Origin of the sequence: Actinokineospora fastidiosa (assembly GCF_014648415.1) — a bacterium.
GTDB lineage: Bacteria > Actinomycetota > Actinomycetes > Mycobacteriales > Pseudonocardiaceae > Actinokineospora > Actinokineospora fastidiosa.
The window spans coordinates 155290-172346 of the sequence record NZ_BMRB01000008.1; the positions used below are offsets into that span (position 1 = coordinate 155290).

General features: G+C 73.2%; 15 protein-coding genes and 2 tRNA genes. 10 read left to right on the forward strand and 7 right to left on the reverse strand.

Translation table 11 applies throughout. The features are described from left to right. The first annotated feature begins 180 nt into the window (after positions 1 to 180). From IEY98_RS29365 to IEY98_RS29400, 8 genes are all read left to right on the forward strand, one after another. Positions 181 to 1506 (forward strand): glucuronyl esterase domain-containing protein, encoded by a 1326-nt coding sequence (locus IEY98_RS29365; protein WP_308425937.1) that lies wholly within the window; start codon positions 181 to 183, stop codon positions 1504 to 1506. Between the two features lie 82 nt (positions 1507 to 1588). Then, on the forward strand, positions 1589 to 2077 hold the full coding sequence (locus IEY98_RS29370; protein WP_189213923.1) for a GNAT family N-acetyltransferase: 489 nt from the start codon (positions 1589 to 1591) through the stop codon (positions 2075 to 2077). Between the two features lie 55 nt (positions 2078 to 2132). Continuing rightward, on the forward strand, positions 2133 to 2444 hold the full coding sequence (locus IEY98_RS29375) for a hypothetical protein (RefSeq protein ID WP_189213924.1): 312 nt from the start codon (positions 2133 to 2135) through the stop codon (positions 2442 to 2444). A 285-nt stretch (positions 2445 to 2729) separates the two neighbouring features. Beyond that, positions 2730 to 2803: transfer RNA gene (locus IEY98_RS29380), tRNA-Arg, on the forward strand. Between the two features lie 35 nt (positions 2804 to 2838). Then, a tRNA-Asp gene (locus IEY98_RS29385) sits at positions 2839 to 2909 on the forward strand. Between the two features lie 111 nt (positions 2910 to 3020). Further along, positions 3021 to 4421 (forward strand): cellulase family glycosylhydrolase, encoded by a 1401-nt coding sequence (locus IEY98_RS29390; RefSeq protein WP_189213925.1) that lies wholly within the window; start codon positions 3021 to 3023, stop codon positions 4419 to 4421. Between the two features lie 222 nt (positions 4422 to 4643). Further along, entirely contained in the window at positions 4644 to 6080 is a 1437-nt protein-coding gene (locus IEY98_RS29395; protein ID WP_189213926.1) for a S1 family peptidase, read from the forward strand. Positions 6081 to 6159: 79 nt separating this feature from the next. Beyond that, complete coding sequence (locus tag IEY98_RS29400; RefSeq protein WP_229787697.1) at positions 6160 to 7167, forward strand: LysR family transcriptional regulator; 1008 nt, start codon at positions 6160 to 6162, stop codon at positions 7165 to 7167. A gap of 4 nt (positions 7168 to 7171) precedes the next feature. Here IEY98_RS29400 and IEY98_RS29405 read toward each other — a convergent pair whose 3' ends face one another. Beyond that, positions 7172 to 8575, reverse strand: coding sequence for an ATP-binding protein (locus tag IEY98_RS29405; protein ID WP_189213927.1), 1404 nt, complete (start codon positions 8573 to 8575; stop codon positions 7172 to 7174). Positions 8576 to 8691: 116 nt separating this feature from the next. Here IEY98_RS29405 and IEY98_RS29410 point away from each other — a divergent pair, with 116 nt between their 5' ends. Beyond that, a complete protein-coding gene (locus IEY98_RS29410) occupies positions 8692 to 9285 on the forward strand; it encodes a cysteine hydrolase family protein (RefSeq protein ID WP_189213928.1) in 594 nt (197 codons plus the stop codon). Here the strand turns inward: IEY98_RS29410 and IEY98_RS32940 are convergent. Further along, positions 9282 to 9752 carry a hypothetical protein gene (locus tag IEY98_RS32940; protein ID WP_229787699.1) on the reverse strand — a complete coding sequence of 157 codons (471 nt, stop codon included), beginning with the start codon at positions 9750 to 9752 and terminating at the stop codon, positions 9282 to 9284. The two genes, IEY98_RS29410 and IEY98_RS32940, sit on opposite strands and share 4 nt — an antisense overlap. 159 nt (positions 9753 to 9911) lie before the next feature. On the opposite strand from IEY98_RS32940, the gene IEY98_RS29420 reads away from it, so the two are divergent. Beyond that, positions 9912 to 10889: an ABC transporter ATP-binding protein gene (locus IEY98_RS29420; protein WP_229787701.1), complete on the forward strand. Its 978-nt coding sequence runs from the start codon at positions 9912 to 9914 to the stop codon at positions 10887 to 10889. A 12-nt stretch (positions 10890 to 10901) separates the two neighbouring features. On the opposite strand, the gene metX is transcribed toward IEY98_RS29420, so the two are convergent. The 5 genes from metX to IEY98_RS29445 all read right to left on the reverse strand — a co-directional run bounded on the left by metX (position 10902) and on the right by IEY98_RS29445 (position 16974). Beyond that, the gene (gene metX / locus IEY98_RS29425; protein WP_229787704.1) at positions 10902 to 12029 is read right to left on the reverse strand and encodes a homoserine O-acetyltransferase MetX; all 1128 of its coding nucleotides are present in this window, start codon (positions 12027 to 12029) and stop codon (positions 10902 to 10904) included. Beyond that, entirely contained in the window at positions 12026 to 13318 is a 1293-nt protein-coding gene (locus IEY98_RS29430) for a bifunctional o-acetylhomoserine/o-acetylserine sulfhydrylase (protein WP_189213929.1), read from the reverse strand. Before IEY98_RS29430 ends, metX begins: the two co-directional genes overlap by 4 nt. A 154-nt stretch (positions 13319 to 13472) precedes the next feature. Then, the gene (gene yjfF / locus IEY98_RS29435) at positions 13473 to 14450 is read right to left on the reverse strand and encodes a galactofuranose ABC transporter, permease protein YjfF (RefSeq protein ID WP_189213930.1); all 978 of its coding nucleotides are present in this window, start codon (positions 14448 to 14450) and stop codon (positions 13473 to 13475) included. Next, complete coding sequence (locus IEY98_RS29440) at positions 14447 to 15433, reverse strand: ABC transporter permease (protein ID WP_189213931.1); 987 nt, start codon at positions 15431 to 15433, stop codon at positions 14447 to 14449. The genes yjfF and IEY98_RS29440 overlap by 4 nt, the downstream gene beginning before the upstream one ends. Beyond that, on the reverse strand, positions 15430 to 16974 hold the full coding sequence (locus tag IEY98_RS29445; RefSeq protein ID WP_189213932.1) for a sugar ABC transporter ATP-binding protein: 1545 nt from the start codon (positions 16972 to 16974) through the stop codon (positions 15430 to 15432). The genes IEY98_RS29440 and IEY98_RS29445 overlap by 4 nt, the downstream gene beginning before the upstream one ends. Between the last annotated feature and the right edge of the window lie 83 nt (positions 16975 to 17057).

Below are 17057 nucleotides of genomic sequence, written 5' to 3' on the forward strand. Positions count from 1 at the left end.
AGAACCGCTGAACCAGGCGCGTTAGCGGCGCCGGTCGAGGACGACGGCGCGGACTGCCCGGTGACCCTGCCGGGCTCTCTGCCCGCCACTGCGAAACTGCCGGACCCGTTTCGGAAAGCGGACGGAACGCGCGTCTCCGCCAAGTCCGATTGGCGGTGCCGACGCGCGGAGATCCGGGAGTTGGCCGAGCGGCACGTCTACGGCGAAAAGCCCGCCAAACCGTCCAGCGTCACCGGAACGGTCTCCCGAACCGGAATCACGGTCACCGTCTCGCACAACGGCAGGAGCGCCGCATTCTCGGCGAGCGTCGACCTGCCCAGCGGCACCGGCCCCTTTCCGGCCGTGATCGTCGTCGGCGGCTTCGGCGCGGACACCGCCGCCATCAAGGCCGCGGGCGCCGCCGTGATCAGCTACGACCCGCTGGCGGTCGGGCGGGAGGGCACGCCGCGCACCAACAAGCAGGGCGCGTTCTACAGCATCTACGGGTCGTCGAGCAGCACCGGCCTGCTCGCCGCCTGGGCGTGGGGCGCCAGCCGGATCATCGACGTCGTCGAGCAGTCGGGCGGCACGATCCTCAGGGCCGACGCGCTGGGCGTCACCGGATGCTCCCGCTACGGCAAGGGCGCGTTCGCGATCGGCGCGTTCGACCAGCGCATCGCGCTCACCATGCCGGTCGAGTCGGGCAGCGCGGGCGCGCCGATCTTCCGGGGCATCGCGGGCGAGAGCGGCGCGCAGCCGCTGAGCAGCGCCTACGGCGAGCAGCCCTGGCTGGGCGACGCCTTCGGCTCCCACACCGGCAACCCGGCGGGCCTGCCGGTCGACACCCACCAGGTCGTCGGCATGATCGCGCCGCGCGGGCTGTTCATCATGGAGAACCCGCACGTCGACTGGCTGGCCGCGCGCTCGGGGAGCGTCGCAGCGCTGGCGGGCGCGGAGATCTACAAGGCGCTCGGCGAAGGGGCCAACATCTCCTACTGGTCCGACGTCCAGGACGGCACCCACTGCGCCGCGCGCTCGGAGTGGCGGGCGCCGCTGCAGCAGAGCATCCAGCGGTTCCTGCTGAGGACGGGCGCCGCGCCCGGCGTCTTCCGGGTGTCGCCCCGCAAGGCGGGCAATCTGGCCGACTGGAGGGACTGGCAGACCCCCACCCTCTCCGACGGCCCCACCACCCCGCCCACCACGACAACGACGACAACCACCCCGCCGCCGGTCGGTGACGACTGCACGGCATCGGTGTCGGTGAACCAGTGGACGGGCGGATTCGTCGCCACCGTGCGGGTGACGGCGGGATCGTCGGCCGTGAACGGCTGGACGGTGGAGATGGCGCTTCCGCCCGGCACGAGCATCACCAACGCCTGGAACGCCAACCGCAGCGGGAACACCGGCACGGTGCGGTTCACCAACGTCGGCTACAACGGCGCCATCGCCCCAGGGCAGTCGACCGAGTTCGGCTACCAGGGCACGGGCGGCCCGCCGGGTTCCCCGCCCACCTGCTCGGCGGGCTAGCCCTCGCGATATCCGGTGCGGCGACCTCGCCGCGCCGGATATCGGCTCGTCCTGGCCGGAGCGGCGGGATACGTTGGCGCGTATGCGCGTGCGCGAGTTCACCGACACCGACTGGCCGCGGGTGTGGCCGATCGTCCGCGAGGTCATCCGGGCCGAGGACACCTTCCCCTACGACCCGGCCTGGACGTCGGACCAGGCAAGGGACGTGTGGGTGGTGCGCGCCCCCGGCGTGACGGCGGTGGCCGAGGAGGACGGCCGCATCCTGGGCACCGCGCACATGCAGTCCAACCGACCCGGCCGAGGCGCGCACGTCGCCACGGCCAGCTTCATGGTCGCGGGGCACGCCCGCGGCCGCGGCGTCGGCCGGGCGCTGTGCGAGCACGCGCTCGACTGGGCCCGGTCCCTCGGCTACGCGGGCATGCAGTTCAACGCGGTCGTCGAGACCAACACCGCGGCCGTGAACCTGTACCTCGACCTGGGGTTCACCATCATCGGCACCGTCCCCGGCGCGTTCGACCACCCCCGGCACGGCCGCGTCGGCCTGCACGTGATGTATATCGAGCTCGGCTGACCGATCTGCCACGAACGGATATCCCCGGGCGGCGCGTTCCCGCCACACTGGAGCCATGTACTTCCGCATCACCGAGGACAGCGTCGAGCTCGTCGAGCCGGAGAACCTGACGGCGTTCCACGCGGTCCGCTCACCCGGGCTCGGCGACGCCGCCTTCGCCGAGAGCGTGCGCCGGGCCGGGCTCGGCGAGCCCGTCGGGGACGGCCACCTCATGGTGTCGATCGACGCCGTGCGCAGGCTCGCCGCCGGACGGGTCGGCCCGGACTGGGCGGACGGTCTGGCCAAGATGGTGGCCTACGCGGCGGGCAAGGGGTGGGTCGACGAGACCGGCGCCCGCGTCCGCGCCCACGTGGAGATAATCGATTGACGATCATCCGGGTGATCGGCAGGATTTGCGTTACCGGCCAAGGAGGAAGCGATGGGACAGCGGGGAACGCAGCGGCGTTATCGCGTCGGCGGCCTGTCGCGTCCCCGATCCTCCGGCTCCCCGCCATGACCCGTCGGTCATGATCCGGGAGCCGCCCGTCGGGAGTCCGACCGGGCGGCTTTCCTTTGTGGACTCTCCAGGTGGAGCTGGGCTGTGGAGCCCGACCCGGCGGTAAACCGGGAGCCCCTGCGGGCACAGGTGGTTCGACCCCACCCTCCACCACATACCCCTGTAGCTCAGCTGGACAGAGCAGCGGTCTACGAAGCCGCGGGTCGTCGGTTCGAATCCGGCCGGGGGTGCGGCGTCGCGGACAGGGGTGCCCGCGACGCTTTTCGCGGCCGTGGTGAACTCGGCGGACACGCCGGTCATCGACCGGAGCAGGGGGTTCGATGCCCTCCGGCCGCGCCGACCACTCTCCGTCACCGCTGTGTACAGGTCGGCATCTCGCGGTGTACCGTCCCCGACGATGTCTGGGAGCGCTCCCAGATTTGGCTGTCGAGAGATGAGGAGGGCCCAGTGAAGCGCTCCATCGCCGCTCTTGCGGCATGCGGGGCGGTCGTCGGCGCCGCGGCGGTGGTCCTGCCGCAGGCCGCGGCCGCGGCCCAGGGATGCCGCGTCGACTACACCGTCACGAGTCAGTGGCAAGGCGGCTTCCAGGCGAGTGTGAAGCTCACGAACCTCGGGGACCCGGTCAGCGGCTGGTCGCTGGGCTTCGGCTTCCCGGACGCCGGGCAGCGGGTGTCGCAGGGGTGGAACGCGGCCTGGACGCAGTCCGGGTCGGCGGTCACCGCCGCCAACGTCGACTGGAACCGGTCGCTGGCCACCGGGGCCGTGGTCGACCTCGGCTTCGTCGGGTCGTGGTCGGGCAGCAACCCCGAGCCCGCGTCGTTCACGCTCAACGGCGTCACGTGCACCGGAGGCACCACCCCGCCCACGACGACGACCACCACGACCACCACCACGCCCCCGCCGACCGGCCGCACGCCGGTCGAGATCAACGGCCAGCTGCGGGTGTGCGGGGTCAACCTGTGCAACCAGTACAACCGGCCGATCCAGCTGCGCGGCATGAGCACGCACGGCCTGCAGTGGTTCTCCCGCTGCTACAACAACGCCTCCCTCGACGCGCTGGCCACGGACTGGCAGGCCGACCTGTTCCGCATCGCCATGTACGTGCAGGAAGGCGGCTACGAGACCAACCCGTCCGGGTTCACCAGCCAGGTCAACAACCTCGTCGACATGGCCGAGGCGCGCGGGCTCTACGCGGTGATCGATTTCCACACGCTCACCCCGGGCGACCCGAACTACAACCTCGACCGCGCCAAGACGTTCTTCGCCTCCGTGGCGTCCCGCAACGGGGCGAAGAAGAACGTGATCTACGAGATCGCCAACGAGCCCAACGGGGTCAGCTGGGCGGCGATCAAGAGCTACGCCGAGCAGGTCATCCCGGTGATCCGCCGGGCCGACCCGGACGCGGTCATCCTCGTCGGCACCCGCGCGTGGTCGTCCCTGGGCGTCTCGGAGGGCTCGAACGAGAGCGAGATCATCAACAACCCCGTGAACGCGACGAACATCATGTACACGTTCCACTTCTACGCGGCCTCGCACAAGGACAACTACCGCGCCACGGTGAGCCGCGCGGCGGGCAGGCTGCCGCTGTTCGTCAGCGAGTTCGGCACGGTCACCGCCACCGGCGGCGGCGCGTACGACCGGGCCAGCACCGCGGCCTGGCTCGACCTGCTGGACCAGCTCAAGATCAGCTACGTGAACTGGACCTACTCCGACGCCAACGAGAGCAGCGCGGCCTTCCGCCCGGGCACCTGCAACGGCGGCACGTACACCGGGAGCGGCGTCCTGACCGAGTCCGGGGCGTACATCAAGAGCCGGATCAGCACGCCGGACACCTTCCCGACCAGCTGACCGACGCCCGGAGCCCTGCCGAGGCAGGGCTCCGGGCCACCTCCTCCGACGAGGCCGCCCCATGCAGACCGGCATGGGGCCGTTGTGCGGGCAAACCGCTATGGCCGGTTGTGATCTCCCGACCTCGCGCGGGTCGCGCCTACCGTCCAGGTACCACCTGGGCCGCGGTCGACCCGGTGCGCCGCCCGGTGGTCCAACCCCTGCACAGCGAGGAGTCTTCCCATGCCCTTTGCGCTATCCAGACCAGGACGTGTCGTCGTGGCCGCGGTGGTGCTCGCCGCGTCGTTCACGGCGGGCGCGGCGCAGGCCGAACCCACCCAGGAACAGGCGGTGCTCGCCGCCATGGAGCGTGATCTCGGTCTGGACGCCGCCGCCGCGCGGGCCAGGCTGACCGCCGAGCGCACGGCGATGGGGGCCGAGCGGGCCGTGCGCTCGCGGGTCGGGCCGGGCAAGCTCGGCGGCGCCTGGTTCGACGCGGCGCGCGGGGCGCTCGTCGTCGCGGTCACCGATCCGGCCGCCGCGGCTGCGGTCCGCGGCCTCGGCGTCGAGACCACGCTCGTCGCGCTGTCGCAGTCCACTCTGGACAGCACCAAGGCCCGGCTGGACGCCGAGGTGGCGACGAAACCGGCGGCCGTGCCCGGGTGGTACGTCGACGTGACCACGAACTCGGTCGTCGTCAAGCACCGGGGACCGGGCGAGGCCGCCCGCGCCTGGGTGCGCGGGGCCGGCGTGACCGGCGGGGTGCGGTTCGAGCAGACCTGGGAGCAGCCCAGGCTGGCGATCGACGTCGTCGGCGGGAACCGGTACTGGACCTCGCAGTACGGGTGCTCGGTCGGCTTCGCGGTGCAGGGCGGGTTCATCACCGCGGGGCACTGCGGCAAGGTCGGCGAGACGACCACGCAGCCGTCCGGGAGATTCGCGGGCTCCAGCTTCCCCGTCGACGACATGGCGTTCGTGCGCACCGACGCGGGCAACACCTTGATCGGCGCGGTCAACAACTACTCGGGCGGCCGGGTCGCGGTCGAGGGGTCGCGGGAGGCGCCGGTCGGGTCGTCGATCTGCCGCTCCGGCGGCACGACCGGCTGGCACTGCGGCACGATCCGCTCCCGCAACGCCACCGTCGACTACGGGTCGCAGGGCAAGGTGTACGAGGCGATCGAGACCACGGCGTGCGGCGAGCCCGGCGACTCCGGCGGGTCGGCGATCTCCGGCGGCCAGGCCCAGGGCGTGACCTCCGGCGCGGCGGGCGACTGCCGCGGCGGCGCGGCCACGACCTGGTACCAGCCGGTCCCGGAGATCCTGACCCGCTACGGCGTCACCCTGCTGACCACCGACGGCGGCGGCGACCCGCCCGGCGAGTGCGGCGCGGACCGCTACAGCGGATCGCTGTCCGCGCGCCAGAGCGCCGTGCAGCCGACCTCGGGGTACTACCAGGCCGCCGCGGGAACGCACCGTGGCTGCCTGACCGGCCCGTCGGGCGCTGACTTCGACCTGTACCTGGAGCGGTGGACGGGCTCGGGGTGGGCCGCGGCCGCGTCGGGCACCAGCGCCGCCGCCGACGAAAAGGTCGAGTACAGCGGGCAGGCGGGCTACTACCGCTGGCGGGTGCACGCCTACAGCGGCACCGGGGCCTACACGCTGCTGGCGGCCAAGCCCTGACCGCGCCGGTGGACCCGTCGGACCCGTGCCGGTCCGGCGGGTCTACCGGTCCGCCCGCCCGGGCCCGTACTCTCGGCCGGTGCGCCGCCTGCGCGCGCTCCGGGAGGTGCCCATGCGGTTGGAGATCCGCCATCTGCGCACGCTCGCGGCGATCGAGGAGACCGGCAGCCTCAGCCGCGCGGCCAAGCGGCTGGGCATGTCCCAGCCCGCGCTGACCGGCCTGCTCCAGCGGATGGAGCGCAGCCTGGGCGGGCGGCTGTTCGTCCGGTCCGAGCGCGGCTCGGTCCCCACCCCGCTGGGCGCGGAGGTGCTCGACGAGGCCAGGGTGGTGCTGCGCGGCATGGACGCCATTCACGCCAGGGTGGACCGCTGGTCGCGGCGCGGCGGGGACACCCAGCCGGTGCGGCTGGGCGGGTTCTGCGGGTTCCTGCACGTGCCGCTCGGGCAGTGGCTCGGCGAGCAGCCGTGGGTCCCGGACGTGGCGCTGTGCGAGGACGTCGACCCGAGGGCCAGCGTGCACAAGGTCGCCATCGCCGCCGTGGACCTCGCCGTCGTCTACCGCTCGCCCACAGACCCGCAGCCGCTGCCGCCCAACGTGCGGGCGCGGACCGTGCACCCGGCCGAACCGGTGTTCGTCGGCATGGCCCACGACCACCCCCTGGCCGACCAGCGCGCCGTCGACCTGGCCGCGCTGACCCGCTACCCCTGGGTGGACGAGCCGCCGGGCGCGACGCCGTGGTCGCGCTACATCGCCCAGGTCTGCCGCGAGGCCGACATCGATTTCACGCACGTGCACACCACGATGAGCGTCGTCACCGTCCTCGACCTGCTGCGCGGCTCGACCGCCACCGGCCCGGTGCTGGCCACCAGCCGCGAGCACGACCACGACGTGGTGATCCGCGCCGTGCGCGACATGCCCCTGTGGTGGGAGCTGCGGCTGGTGTACCGGGCGGAGACGGTGATCGCCGACCACATCGACCAGATCCACGCGCAGGTGATCGACCTCTATCGCGGCCGCCGCGGGTGCAACCCGGCATTCGACGAGTGGTGGTCGACGTCGGGGGCGGAACTGGCCTCGGCCGGGTGAGCGGTCAGTCGAAGCCGAGGGGTTCCCAGTAGGCGGGGTGTGTCGCCCTGTCCAGTTCGTGCAGGGCCGCGGCGATGGCATGCGGCGACCGTCCGGTGTCCTTGGCGAGGTAGAGCGCGCCGATGAGGTTGCCGTACTCCGCTTCCAGCTTGTCGATGAGGCCGTAGCCGTCGCCGAAGATGGGTTCCCAGTGCGACGCGCGGCGGGTGTCGAAGTGGCTGAGCGCGGCCTCGGCGACGGACACGTAGTGCGCCACGAGCCGGTCGAGCGCCGGTTCGCGTTCGGCGTCGCCGTCCACCTGCTCGGCCGCGTACAGCCGCAGCAGGTCGTGCATGCGCCAGCGGCCGCGGCTCGACCCCGCCTGCACGAGGTGGGCGCGGCGCAGGTGGGCGAGCACGCGTCGGGTCTGGGCGACGGTGTGGTCGGCGAGCGCCGCGGCGGTCGCGGTGCGGACCTCCTCGCCGGGGTTGAGCGCCAGGAGGCGGAACAGCCGCGCCGCCGGGTCGGGGAGGTGGCGGTAGGACAGGTCGAACGCGGCGCGGACGTCGAGGCTCCCGTCGTGGTTCAGCTCCGACAGACGTTCGCGTTCGTCCTCCAGCGCGTCGGCCAGCTCGCTGACCGGCTGGCCGGGGTCCTCGGCCAGCAGGGCGGCGGCGACCCGCAGGGCCAGGGGCAGTCCGCCGCACAACCGGACGAGCCGCCGCGCGGCCTCGGGGTGGGCGTGCACGCGGCCGTCGTGGGCGTGGCAGGCGGCCAGGTGCTCCCGCAGCAGCGCCACGGCCTGCGCCGCGGACAGCTCGCCGATCTCGACGAGCCGCGCGGCGTCCACGTCGGTCAGGCTGTGCCTGCTGGTGATCAGCACCCGATGGGCTCCCTCGCCGGGCAGGAGAGGGTGGACCTGATCGCCGCTGCCCGCGTTGTCCAGCACGACGAGCATGCGCTGGCCCGCGGCGTGGCGGTCGGCGAGGAGCGAGCGCCACAACCGGGACCGATCGGCCTCGCCGTCGGGGATGTGATGGCGGGAGACGCCGAGCGCGCCCAGCAGGCCCGCCAGCGCCGCGGCAGGCGAGACGCGCTGGTCGTAGCCGCGCAGGTCGACCATGAGCACGCCGCCGGGGAACCACCCGGCGGCGACCGCGTCCAGGGCGGCGCGCACCGCGAGCGCGGTCTTGCCCGCCCCGGGCAGACCGGCGACGACCGCGCCCGCGCCGGGCCCGGCCGCCGGGTCGAGCACCTCGGCCACCCGGGCCAGCTCGGCCTCGCGGCCGACGAACAGCGGTTGCGCGGGCAACCCCGCGACGGCCTCCGGCTGCGCGTCGGGCAGGGCGATCGTGACGTCCCGCCCCTGAACCACGGTCCCGACCACCGTGCCGCTGAACTCGTTGCGCACCTGCGGCTGTTGGCTCACGTGATCATTGTGGCAGCGCGGGAGGCCCGGCGACACGCGCGCGAGGTCGCCGTGGTCGGGTCGGACGCTCCGCTACGGTCACGGCTCCGACGCCGTCCCAACAAGGGAGTCCACCCATGGAACTGACCAAGTCCACCACCGCGTTCCTCGCCTGCCACTGGGAGAACGACATCGCGGGCACCGACGGGGCCTTCGCGCCCTTCTTCCGGGCCGAGATCGAGCGCCGGGGCGTCATCGGGGTGGCCCGGCGCCTGCTCGACGGCGCCCGCGCGGCCGGGGGCCAGGTCGTCTACACCAGAGTCGCCTTCCAGGAGGGGCACCGCGACCTGGTCGCCAACATCCCGCTCCTGGGGATCGTGGCCCAGCAGGGCAGCCTGCTCGACGGCACCCCGGCCACCGCCATCCTCGACGAGCTGACCCCCGGGCCGGGCGATCTGGTCGTCACCAACCCCAAGGTGGGCGCGTTCGCCGCCAGCGACCTCGACGAGCGGCTGCGCGCGGCCGGGATCGACACCGTCGTCCTCTTCGGCGTGGCCACCAACATCACCATCGAGAACACCGGCCGCGCGGCGGGCGACCTCGGCTACCGCGTAGTGGTCGTGGAGGACGCGTGCGCGGCCGCGTCGCCGGAGGCGCACGAGGCCACCATCGCCTCCTTCGGCCTCCTGGGCGAGGTCGCCACGGCCGACGAGGTGCTCGCGGCGCTCTAGTCGGCGAAGTGGGCGACGACCATCTCGGTCAGCGCCGCCACGTCCGCGTCGACCATCGGGGCGCCGGTCATGCCCATCCGGTGCAGCAGCGCCCCGACGACGGTGTCGATGAGGAGCAGGACCCGGTGCCCGGGCTCGCCCAGCGCCTCCTGGAGCACCAGGAGGTACGGGTCCTGCAGCCGCGTGGACAGGATCTCCCGAAGCGACGCGTCGTTGACCGCGTCGACGAAGACGCCCGCGAACGCCGTCCCCACCCCCGGTTCGCCGGTCTTCGCCGCGATCCACCGACGACGCTCCTGCGGGGCATGTACCACCGGCTGGGCGACCACCTGGCCCGGCTGGCACACCGCCGCCCGGGTCGGCGAGGTGTCCGTCCTGGCCAGCACCGGCGTATTGCAGGGCGTGGGCGTGATCGCGCACCTGCTGGCCCCGTTCATCTCCGCCTGCGTGACACCCCTGACGGTCATCGCCGTGATGCTTGCGTACCACTGGCAGCTGGGCCTTGCCGCGCTCGTCGCGGCCGCGCGGGCGGCCGGACGGCGGACCGCTTCGGCCTGCTGGACAACGCCCTCACCGACCTGCAGCGCGCCTCGCGCCGCACACTCCTGTCCGCGCTGCCCGGCGTCGTGGCGCTGACGCTGGTCGTGCAGGCGACGTTCACCGCGCTGCTGGTCCTCGGCGCCTACCTCGCGCTCGGCGGGCACATCGGCGCGGCCGAGGTCCTGGCGGTCCTGGTGCTGGCGGCCCGGTGCGCCGATCCGCTGCTGTCGTTGTCGGACCTCGGCGGCCAACTCCGCGCCGGACGCGCCGAACTGGCGCGGCTCGACGCGCTGCTGAGCGCCGCTCCGCTGCCGGAGCCGCCCGACCCGGTGCGCCCGGACCGCCACGACCTGGAGTTCGACTCCGTCGTCTTCCGCCGGGGCGAGCGCACGGTCATCGACACCGTGTCGCTGTCCGTGCCCCAGGGACACCGGCTCGCCGTCGTCGGGCCGTCGGGCTCGGGCAAGACCACGCTGCTGCAACTCCTGGCCCGCTTCCACGACGTGGACGCGGGCGCGGTGCGCGTCGGCGGGGTCGACGTGCGTGCGATGGACCCCGCGGAGCTGATGTCCCGCATCGCCATCGTGTTCCAGCAGGTCTACCTCTTCGACGGCACGATCGAGGAGAACGTCCGCGTGGCCCGCCCCGACGCCACCGACGCCGAGCTGCGGGCGGCGGCCGCTGCCGCCCGCCTCGACGAGGTGGTCGCCCGCCTCCCCGGCGGCTGGTCGACCCCGGTCGGCGAGGCGGGCGCCGCCCTCTCCGGCGGCGAGCGCCAGCGCGTCTCGATCGCCAGGGCCCTGCTCAAGGACGCCCCGATCGTGCTCATGGACGAGGTGACCTCCGCGCTCGACCCGGTCAACGAGTCGGCCGTGCACGCGGCCGTCGAACGCCTCACGGAGGGCCGGACGGTGGTGATGGTCGCCCACCGCCTGCGGACCATCCGGAACGCCGACCACATCGTGTTCCTCGACAAGGGCCGGATCACCGAGTCGGGCGCCCACGACGACCTGCTCCGCCGGGGCGGCCGCTACGCCGAACTCTGGGACCTGTCCCGGACGTAGTGGCCTGACCGCTCAGACGGTCTCGGCCCGGCGGGCGGGGATCAGGGTCCGCAGGGCGGCGTCCGCCTGGTCGGTCTCCAGGAGGAAGCCGTCGTGCCCGTGCGCCGAGGTGATGGTGTGCAGCGCGGCGTCGCGCAGGTGGGACGCGAGGTCGCGCTGCTGCCGCACCGGGTATAGCCGGTCGCTGTCGACGCCCACGACCAGGGTGGGCGCGGTGATCCTGCGCAGCGCCGCCGCCGTCCCGCCCCGGTCGCGCCCGACGTCGTGGTGGTTCATGGCGGTGGCCAGGACGACGTAGGTGCCCGCGTCGAAGCGGTGGGCGAGTTTAACCGCGTGATGGTCCAGATAGGACTCGACAGCGTATCGGGCATGCCCACCCGGTTGCCGCGACCGGCCGAACCGGGTGTCCAGTTCGGACGGCGTGCGGTAGGTGATGTGGGCGATGCGGCGGGCGATGCCGAGGCCCCGGTGCGGGCCGCGGCCCGGCGGCAGGTGGTGGTAGTCGCCGCCGTGCCAGCCCGGGTCGCCGCGGATCGCCTCGATCTGGGCGTGGGTCCAGGCGATCTGCTCCGCGCTGCTGCGGGCGGTGGTGGCGAACAGGGCGAGGGCGCCGACACGGTCGGGATGGGTGACAGCCCATTCCAGGGCGCGCATACCGCCCATGGAGCCGCCGACGACCATCGCCCAGGTGCCGATGCCGAGGTGGTCGGCCAGCGCGGCCTCCGCGGCGACCTGGTCCCGGAGGGTGAGCGCCGGGAACCGGCTGCCCCACGGCCTGCCGTCCGGCGCCGCGCTGGCCGGGCCGGTGCTGCCCTGGCAGCCGCCGATCACGTTGGGGACGACCAGGAACAGCCTGGTGGGGTCGAGTGCGCGTCCCGGACCCACCAGGCCGTCCCACCACCCGGCCGTGGGGTGGCCGGGTTCCCGGGGACCGGCGACGTGGCTGTCGCCGGTGAGCGCGTGCAGCACCAGCACCGCGTTCGCGCGGTCGGGGGCGAGCGTGCCCCAGGTCTCGTAGGCGACGCGGTAGCCGGGCAGGACTCCGCCGGACTCCAGCGCGAGCGGCCGGTCGGCGGTGAACCAGCGGCGGCGGCCGGGCGGGTCCCCCTCCCGCCACGCGCCGCTGGCAGGCGGGGTCACAGCCGGTCCTTGGCCGCGCGGAATCCCGACTCGAGGTCGGCCGTGAGGTCCTCGACGCCCTCCAGCCCGACCGACAGGCGCACGAGGCCGTCCGACACGCCCGCGACGCGCCGCTCGTCCGGGGTGAGCTGGGAATGCGTGGTGCTGGCCGGGTGCACGATGAGGCTGCGGACGTCCCCGATGTTGACCAGCTGGCTGAACAGCTCGGTCCCGTCGATGAAGGCCCGCGCGGCGTCCGCGCCGCCGCGCAGCTCGAAGGAGACCACCGCGCCCGCGCCGCGCGGCAGGTAGCGGCGCGCGGCGGCGTGCCACGGGCTCGACGGCAGCCCCGCGTAGTGCACGGCGGCGACCTCGTCGCGGCCCTCCAGCCACTCGGCGACGGCCAGGGCGCTCGCCGAATGCCGCTCCAGACGCAGCGAGAGGGTCTCGATGCCCTGGAGGACAAGGAAGCTCGACAGCGGCGCGATCGCCGCCCCGGTGTCGCGGAGCCACTGCACGCGCAGCTTCGCCGCGTAGGCGCCGGGGCCGATCGCGGGCCAGTACCGCAGGTCGTGGTAGCTGGGGTCGGGCCGGGTGAACTCGGGGAAGCGGGCGGGATCCGCGCCGAAGTCGAAGGACCCCGCGTCCACCACGACCCCGGCGACCGCGGTGCCGTGGCCGCCGAGGAACTTCGTCGCCGAGTGCACGACGATGTCCGCGCCGTGCTCGATCGGGCGCAGCAGGTACGGGGTGGGCACGGTGTTGTCCACCACCAGCGGCACCCCGGCGTCGTCGGCCAGCCCGGCGACGAGGTCGATGTCGAGCACGTTGGCCCGGGGGTTGCCCAGCGTCTCGGCGAAGAACAGCTTGGTGTTGGGCCGCACGGCCGCGCGCCACTGCGCCGGGTCGTCGGGATTCTCGACGAAGGTGGTCTCGACGCCCAGTTTCGGCAGCGTGTGGTGGAACAGGTTGTAGGTGCCGCCGTAGAGCGAGGCGCTGGAGACCAGGTGGTCGCCCGTGCCCGCGAGGTTGAGGATCGCGGCGGTGGTGGCGGCCTGCCCCGACGCGAAGGCCACCGCGGCCACCCCGCCCTCCAGCGCGGCGACCCGCTGTTCGAGCACGTCCTGCGTCGGGTTGTTGATGCGCGTGTAGATGTTGCCGGGCTCGGCGAGGCTGAACAGGTCGGCCGCGTGCCGGGTGTCCCGGAACGCGTACGAGGTGGTCTGGTAGATCGGCGTCGCGCGGGCCCCGGTCGCGGGGTCGGGCGCGGCCCCGGCGTGGATCTGGCGGGTCTCGAAGGACCAGGTCATGGCATGTCCCCTGTCAGCGGGAGTGGGGGTGGATGCCGGCGATCGTGGCACGCGGCGGGACTGCCGCGCGGAGCGTCCCGCATTGTGAAATGTCATTCCATCGACCTGGTGGCGGCGGGCCGAACCGGCCGGTGACCGGCTCGGCCCGCCGGTGTCAGGTCCCCGGCCCTCGGCGGACGATGAGGCGCTGCAAGGCGATGAAGGCCAGCAGCAGCACGCCGATGACGATCTTGGTCCACCACGAGCTGAGGGTGCCCTCGAACGAGATGAGGGTCTGCACGGTGCCGAGCACCAGCACGCCCACCAGCGAGCCCGCCACGTAGCCCACGCCGCCCGCCAGCAGGGTGCCGCCGATCACGACCGCGGCGATGACGTCCAGCTCCATGCCCACCGCGTGCAGGCCGTAACCGGAGAGCATGTAGAGGCCGAACAGCAGCCCGCCCAGCGCGGAGCAGAAGCCGCTGACGACGTACACGCCGACCTTCGCCCGGCCGGTGGCCAGGCCCATCAGCCGGGCCGACGACTCGCTGCCGCCCACCGCGTAGACCGTGCGCCCGAAGCGCGTCAGGTGCAGGACGTACGCCCCGGCCACCAGCACGAGCAGGGCGACGACCACGGCGTAGGTGATCACGACGCCGCCGCCCAGCCCGATGGTGTCGGTGGCGGCCGCCCGGAACGCCGGGTCCTTGATGGACACCGACTCGACGCTGATCAGGAAGCACAGGCCGCGGGCGAGGAACATGCCCGCCAGCGTCACGATGAACGGCTGCACCTGGAAGTGGTGGATCACCAGGCCCATCAGCAGGCCCAGCGTGCTGCCCGAGGCCAGCACGGCCAGCACCGACAGCCAGACCGGCCAGCCAGCCTGCAGCGTCGCCGCGGCGATCATCGTCGACAGCGCCAGCACCGAGCCGACCGACAGGTCGATGCCGCCGGTGAGGATCACAAACGTCATGCCCACGGCGAGCACGATGAGGTGGGCGTTGTCGATGAACAGGTTCGCGACCACCTGGCCGGAGGCGAAGCCCTCGTAGCGGACCGAGCCCGCGCCGAAGGTCAGCACGAAGACCGCGAACGTGGCCACGACGGGCAGGAAGCGCCGCGGGATCCGCGTGGGGGCCATGGCGGTCATCGGGCCGCCACCTCCTCGGCTCGGGCCGGGCGGCGCAGCAGGGCCGCGGAGCGCGGCGACTGCAGCAGGCACACGGCGATCACGACGACGGCCTTGAAGACCAGGGTGACGTTGGGCGGCACGCCGATCGTGTAGACGGTGGTGGTCAGCGTCTGGATGACCAGGGCGCCGATCAGGGTGCCGACCAGCGAGTACCGGCCGCCCGCCAGGGACGTGCCGCCGATGACCACGGCCAGGATCGCGTCCATCTCGATCCACAGGCCGATGTTGTTGGCGTCGGCGGAGTTGACGTTGGAGCTGATCATCAGCCCGGCCACGCCCGAGCAGACGGCGATGAAGACGTAGACCGTCCAGACGATCGTCCGCGAGCGCACCCCGGCCAGCCTGCTGGCCTCCGGGTTCACCCCGACGGCCTCGATCAGCATGCCGAGCGCCGTGCGGCGGGTGAGCAGCGCGACGCCAGCCAGCGCGGCCAGGCTGATCAGGATGGCGATAGGCAGCACCAGGAAGCCCGCGCCGACCTGGCTGTAGAGGTCGTCGGAGACGGTGATGATCTGGCCCTCGGTGAGCAGCATGGCCAGGCCGCGCCCGGCGATCATCAGCACGAGCGTGGCGATGATCGGCTGGATGCCGACGACCGTCACGAGGAAGCCGTTCCACACCCCCAGCAGCGCCGAGAGGCCCAGGGCCAGCAGCATCGCGGTGATCGCGTCGCCGCCGGAGGCGATGTGCGTGCACGCGACCGCGGCGGCGATCGCGGCGATCGCGCCGACGGACAGATCGATGCCCCGGGTGGCGATGACCAGGGTCATGCCGAGCGCGATGAGCAGTGTGGGCGCGCCGTTGCGCAGGATGTCGACGGTGCTGCCGAACAGGTGCCCGTCCTGGAAGCGCAGCTCCAGGAACGACGGGGTGACCACGACGTTCAGCACGATCAGGGCGGCCAGCGCCGCGAGCGGCCAGAGCAGGCGGTTGGCGCTCACCCGGCCACCGCCGTCGGCTCGGGGTGCGCGGCGATGCGGGTCATCACCGCGTCGACCGTGACCTCGCCACCGCGCAGCTCCCCGACGACGCGCCGGTCGCGCAGCACGACCACGCGGTCGGACACGCGCACCACCTCCTCCAACTCGGCGGAGATGAACACCACCGCCATGCCGTCGGCGGCCAGGTCGGCCACCACCTTCTGGATCTGGGCCTTGGCGCCGACATCGATGCCGCGGGTGGGCTCGTCGAGGATGAGCACCTTCGGCCGGGTGACCAGCCAGCGGGCCAGCAGCACCTTCTGCTGGTTGCCGCCGGACAGCGTGCCGATGACCGCGTCCGGGTCGGCTGGCCGGATGTCCAGCTTCCCGATGAACTCCGCCACCAGCGCGTCCGCCGTCCGGCGCGGGATCGGCCGCGCCCAGCCGCGCGCGGCCTGCAGCGCGAGCACGAGGTTGTCGCGGATGGTCAGGTCGGCGACCAGGCCGTCGGCCTTGCGGTCCTCCGAGGAGAACGCGACGCCGCGGGCGATCAGGGACCGGGGGCCGCGGACGCGGACCGGCGTCCCGCCGACGACCAGCCTGCCGGTGTCGGCGCGGTCCGCGCCGAACAGCAGCCGGGCCAGCTCGGTGCGGCCCGAGCCGAGCAGCCCGGCCAGCCCGACGACCTCGCCCGCGTGCAGGTCGAGGTCGAACGGCGCGATCGCGCCCGCGCGGCCGACGCCCTCGGCCCGCAGCACGACGTCGGCGCCGGGGGAGTGGCGCTCCCCCCGCCGCTCCACCTCGGCCAGCGCGCCGAGCTCGCGGCCGATCATGGCCGACACCAGCGCCATGCGGTCCAGCTCCTCGGTGCGCCACTCGCCGACGAGACGGCCGTTGCGCAGCACGGTCATCCGGTCGGAGATCTCGTAGACCTGGTCGAGGAAGTGGGAGACGAACAGGATCGCCACGCCGTCGTCGCGCAGCACCCGCAGGATGCGGAACAGCTCGGCGACCTCCTCGGCGTCCAGACTGGACGTCGGCTCGTCGAGCACCAGCACCCGCGCGTCGACCGTCAGCGCCCTGGCGATGGCGACCAGCTGCTGCACCGCGATCGGGTGGCTGCCCAGCGTGGAGCCGGGATCGATGGCCAGGCCGATGCGGGCCAGCAGTTCGGCGGCGCGCGCCCGGGTGGCCTTGCCGTCGATGCGGCCGAACCTCCTCGGCTCACGGCCCAGCAGGATGTTCTCCGCCACCGACAGGTTCGCGCAGAGGTTGACCTCCTGGTACACCGTGGCTATGCCCGCCTCCTGCGCCTGGCCGGGCCCGGTGAAGGAGACCTGCGCGCCGTCGAGGCGGATCTCGCCGGTGTTGTGGGTGTGCACGCCGGTCAGGGTCTTGATCAGGGTGGACTTCCCGGCCCCGTTCTCGCCCATCAGGGCGTGCACCTCGCCGGGGAACAGCCGGAAGTCGACCGCCGAGAGCGCCTTCACGCCCGGGAACCCGATGGAGATCCCGCGCATGTCGACCACCGGGTCGGGGCCACCCCGTGGGGAATCGGTCATCGCCGAACTTTCGTCGTCGGTGGAACGCGGCCCCCGCCACCGCCTCACGCGGACCAGGGCGTCCGTGGTGGCGGGGACCGCGG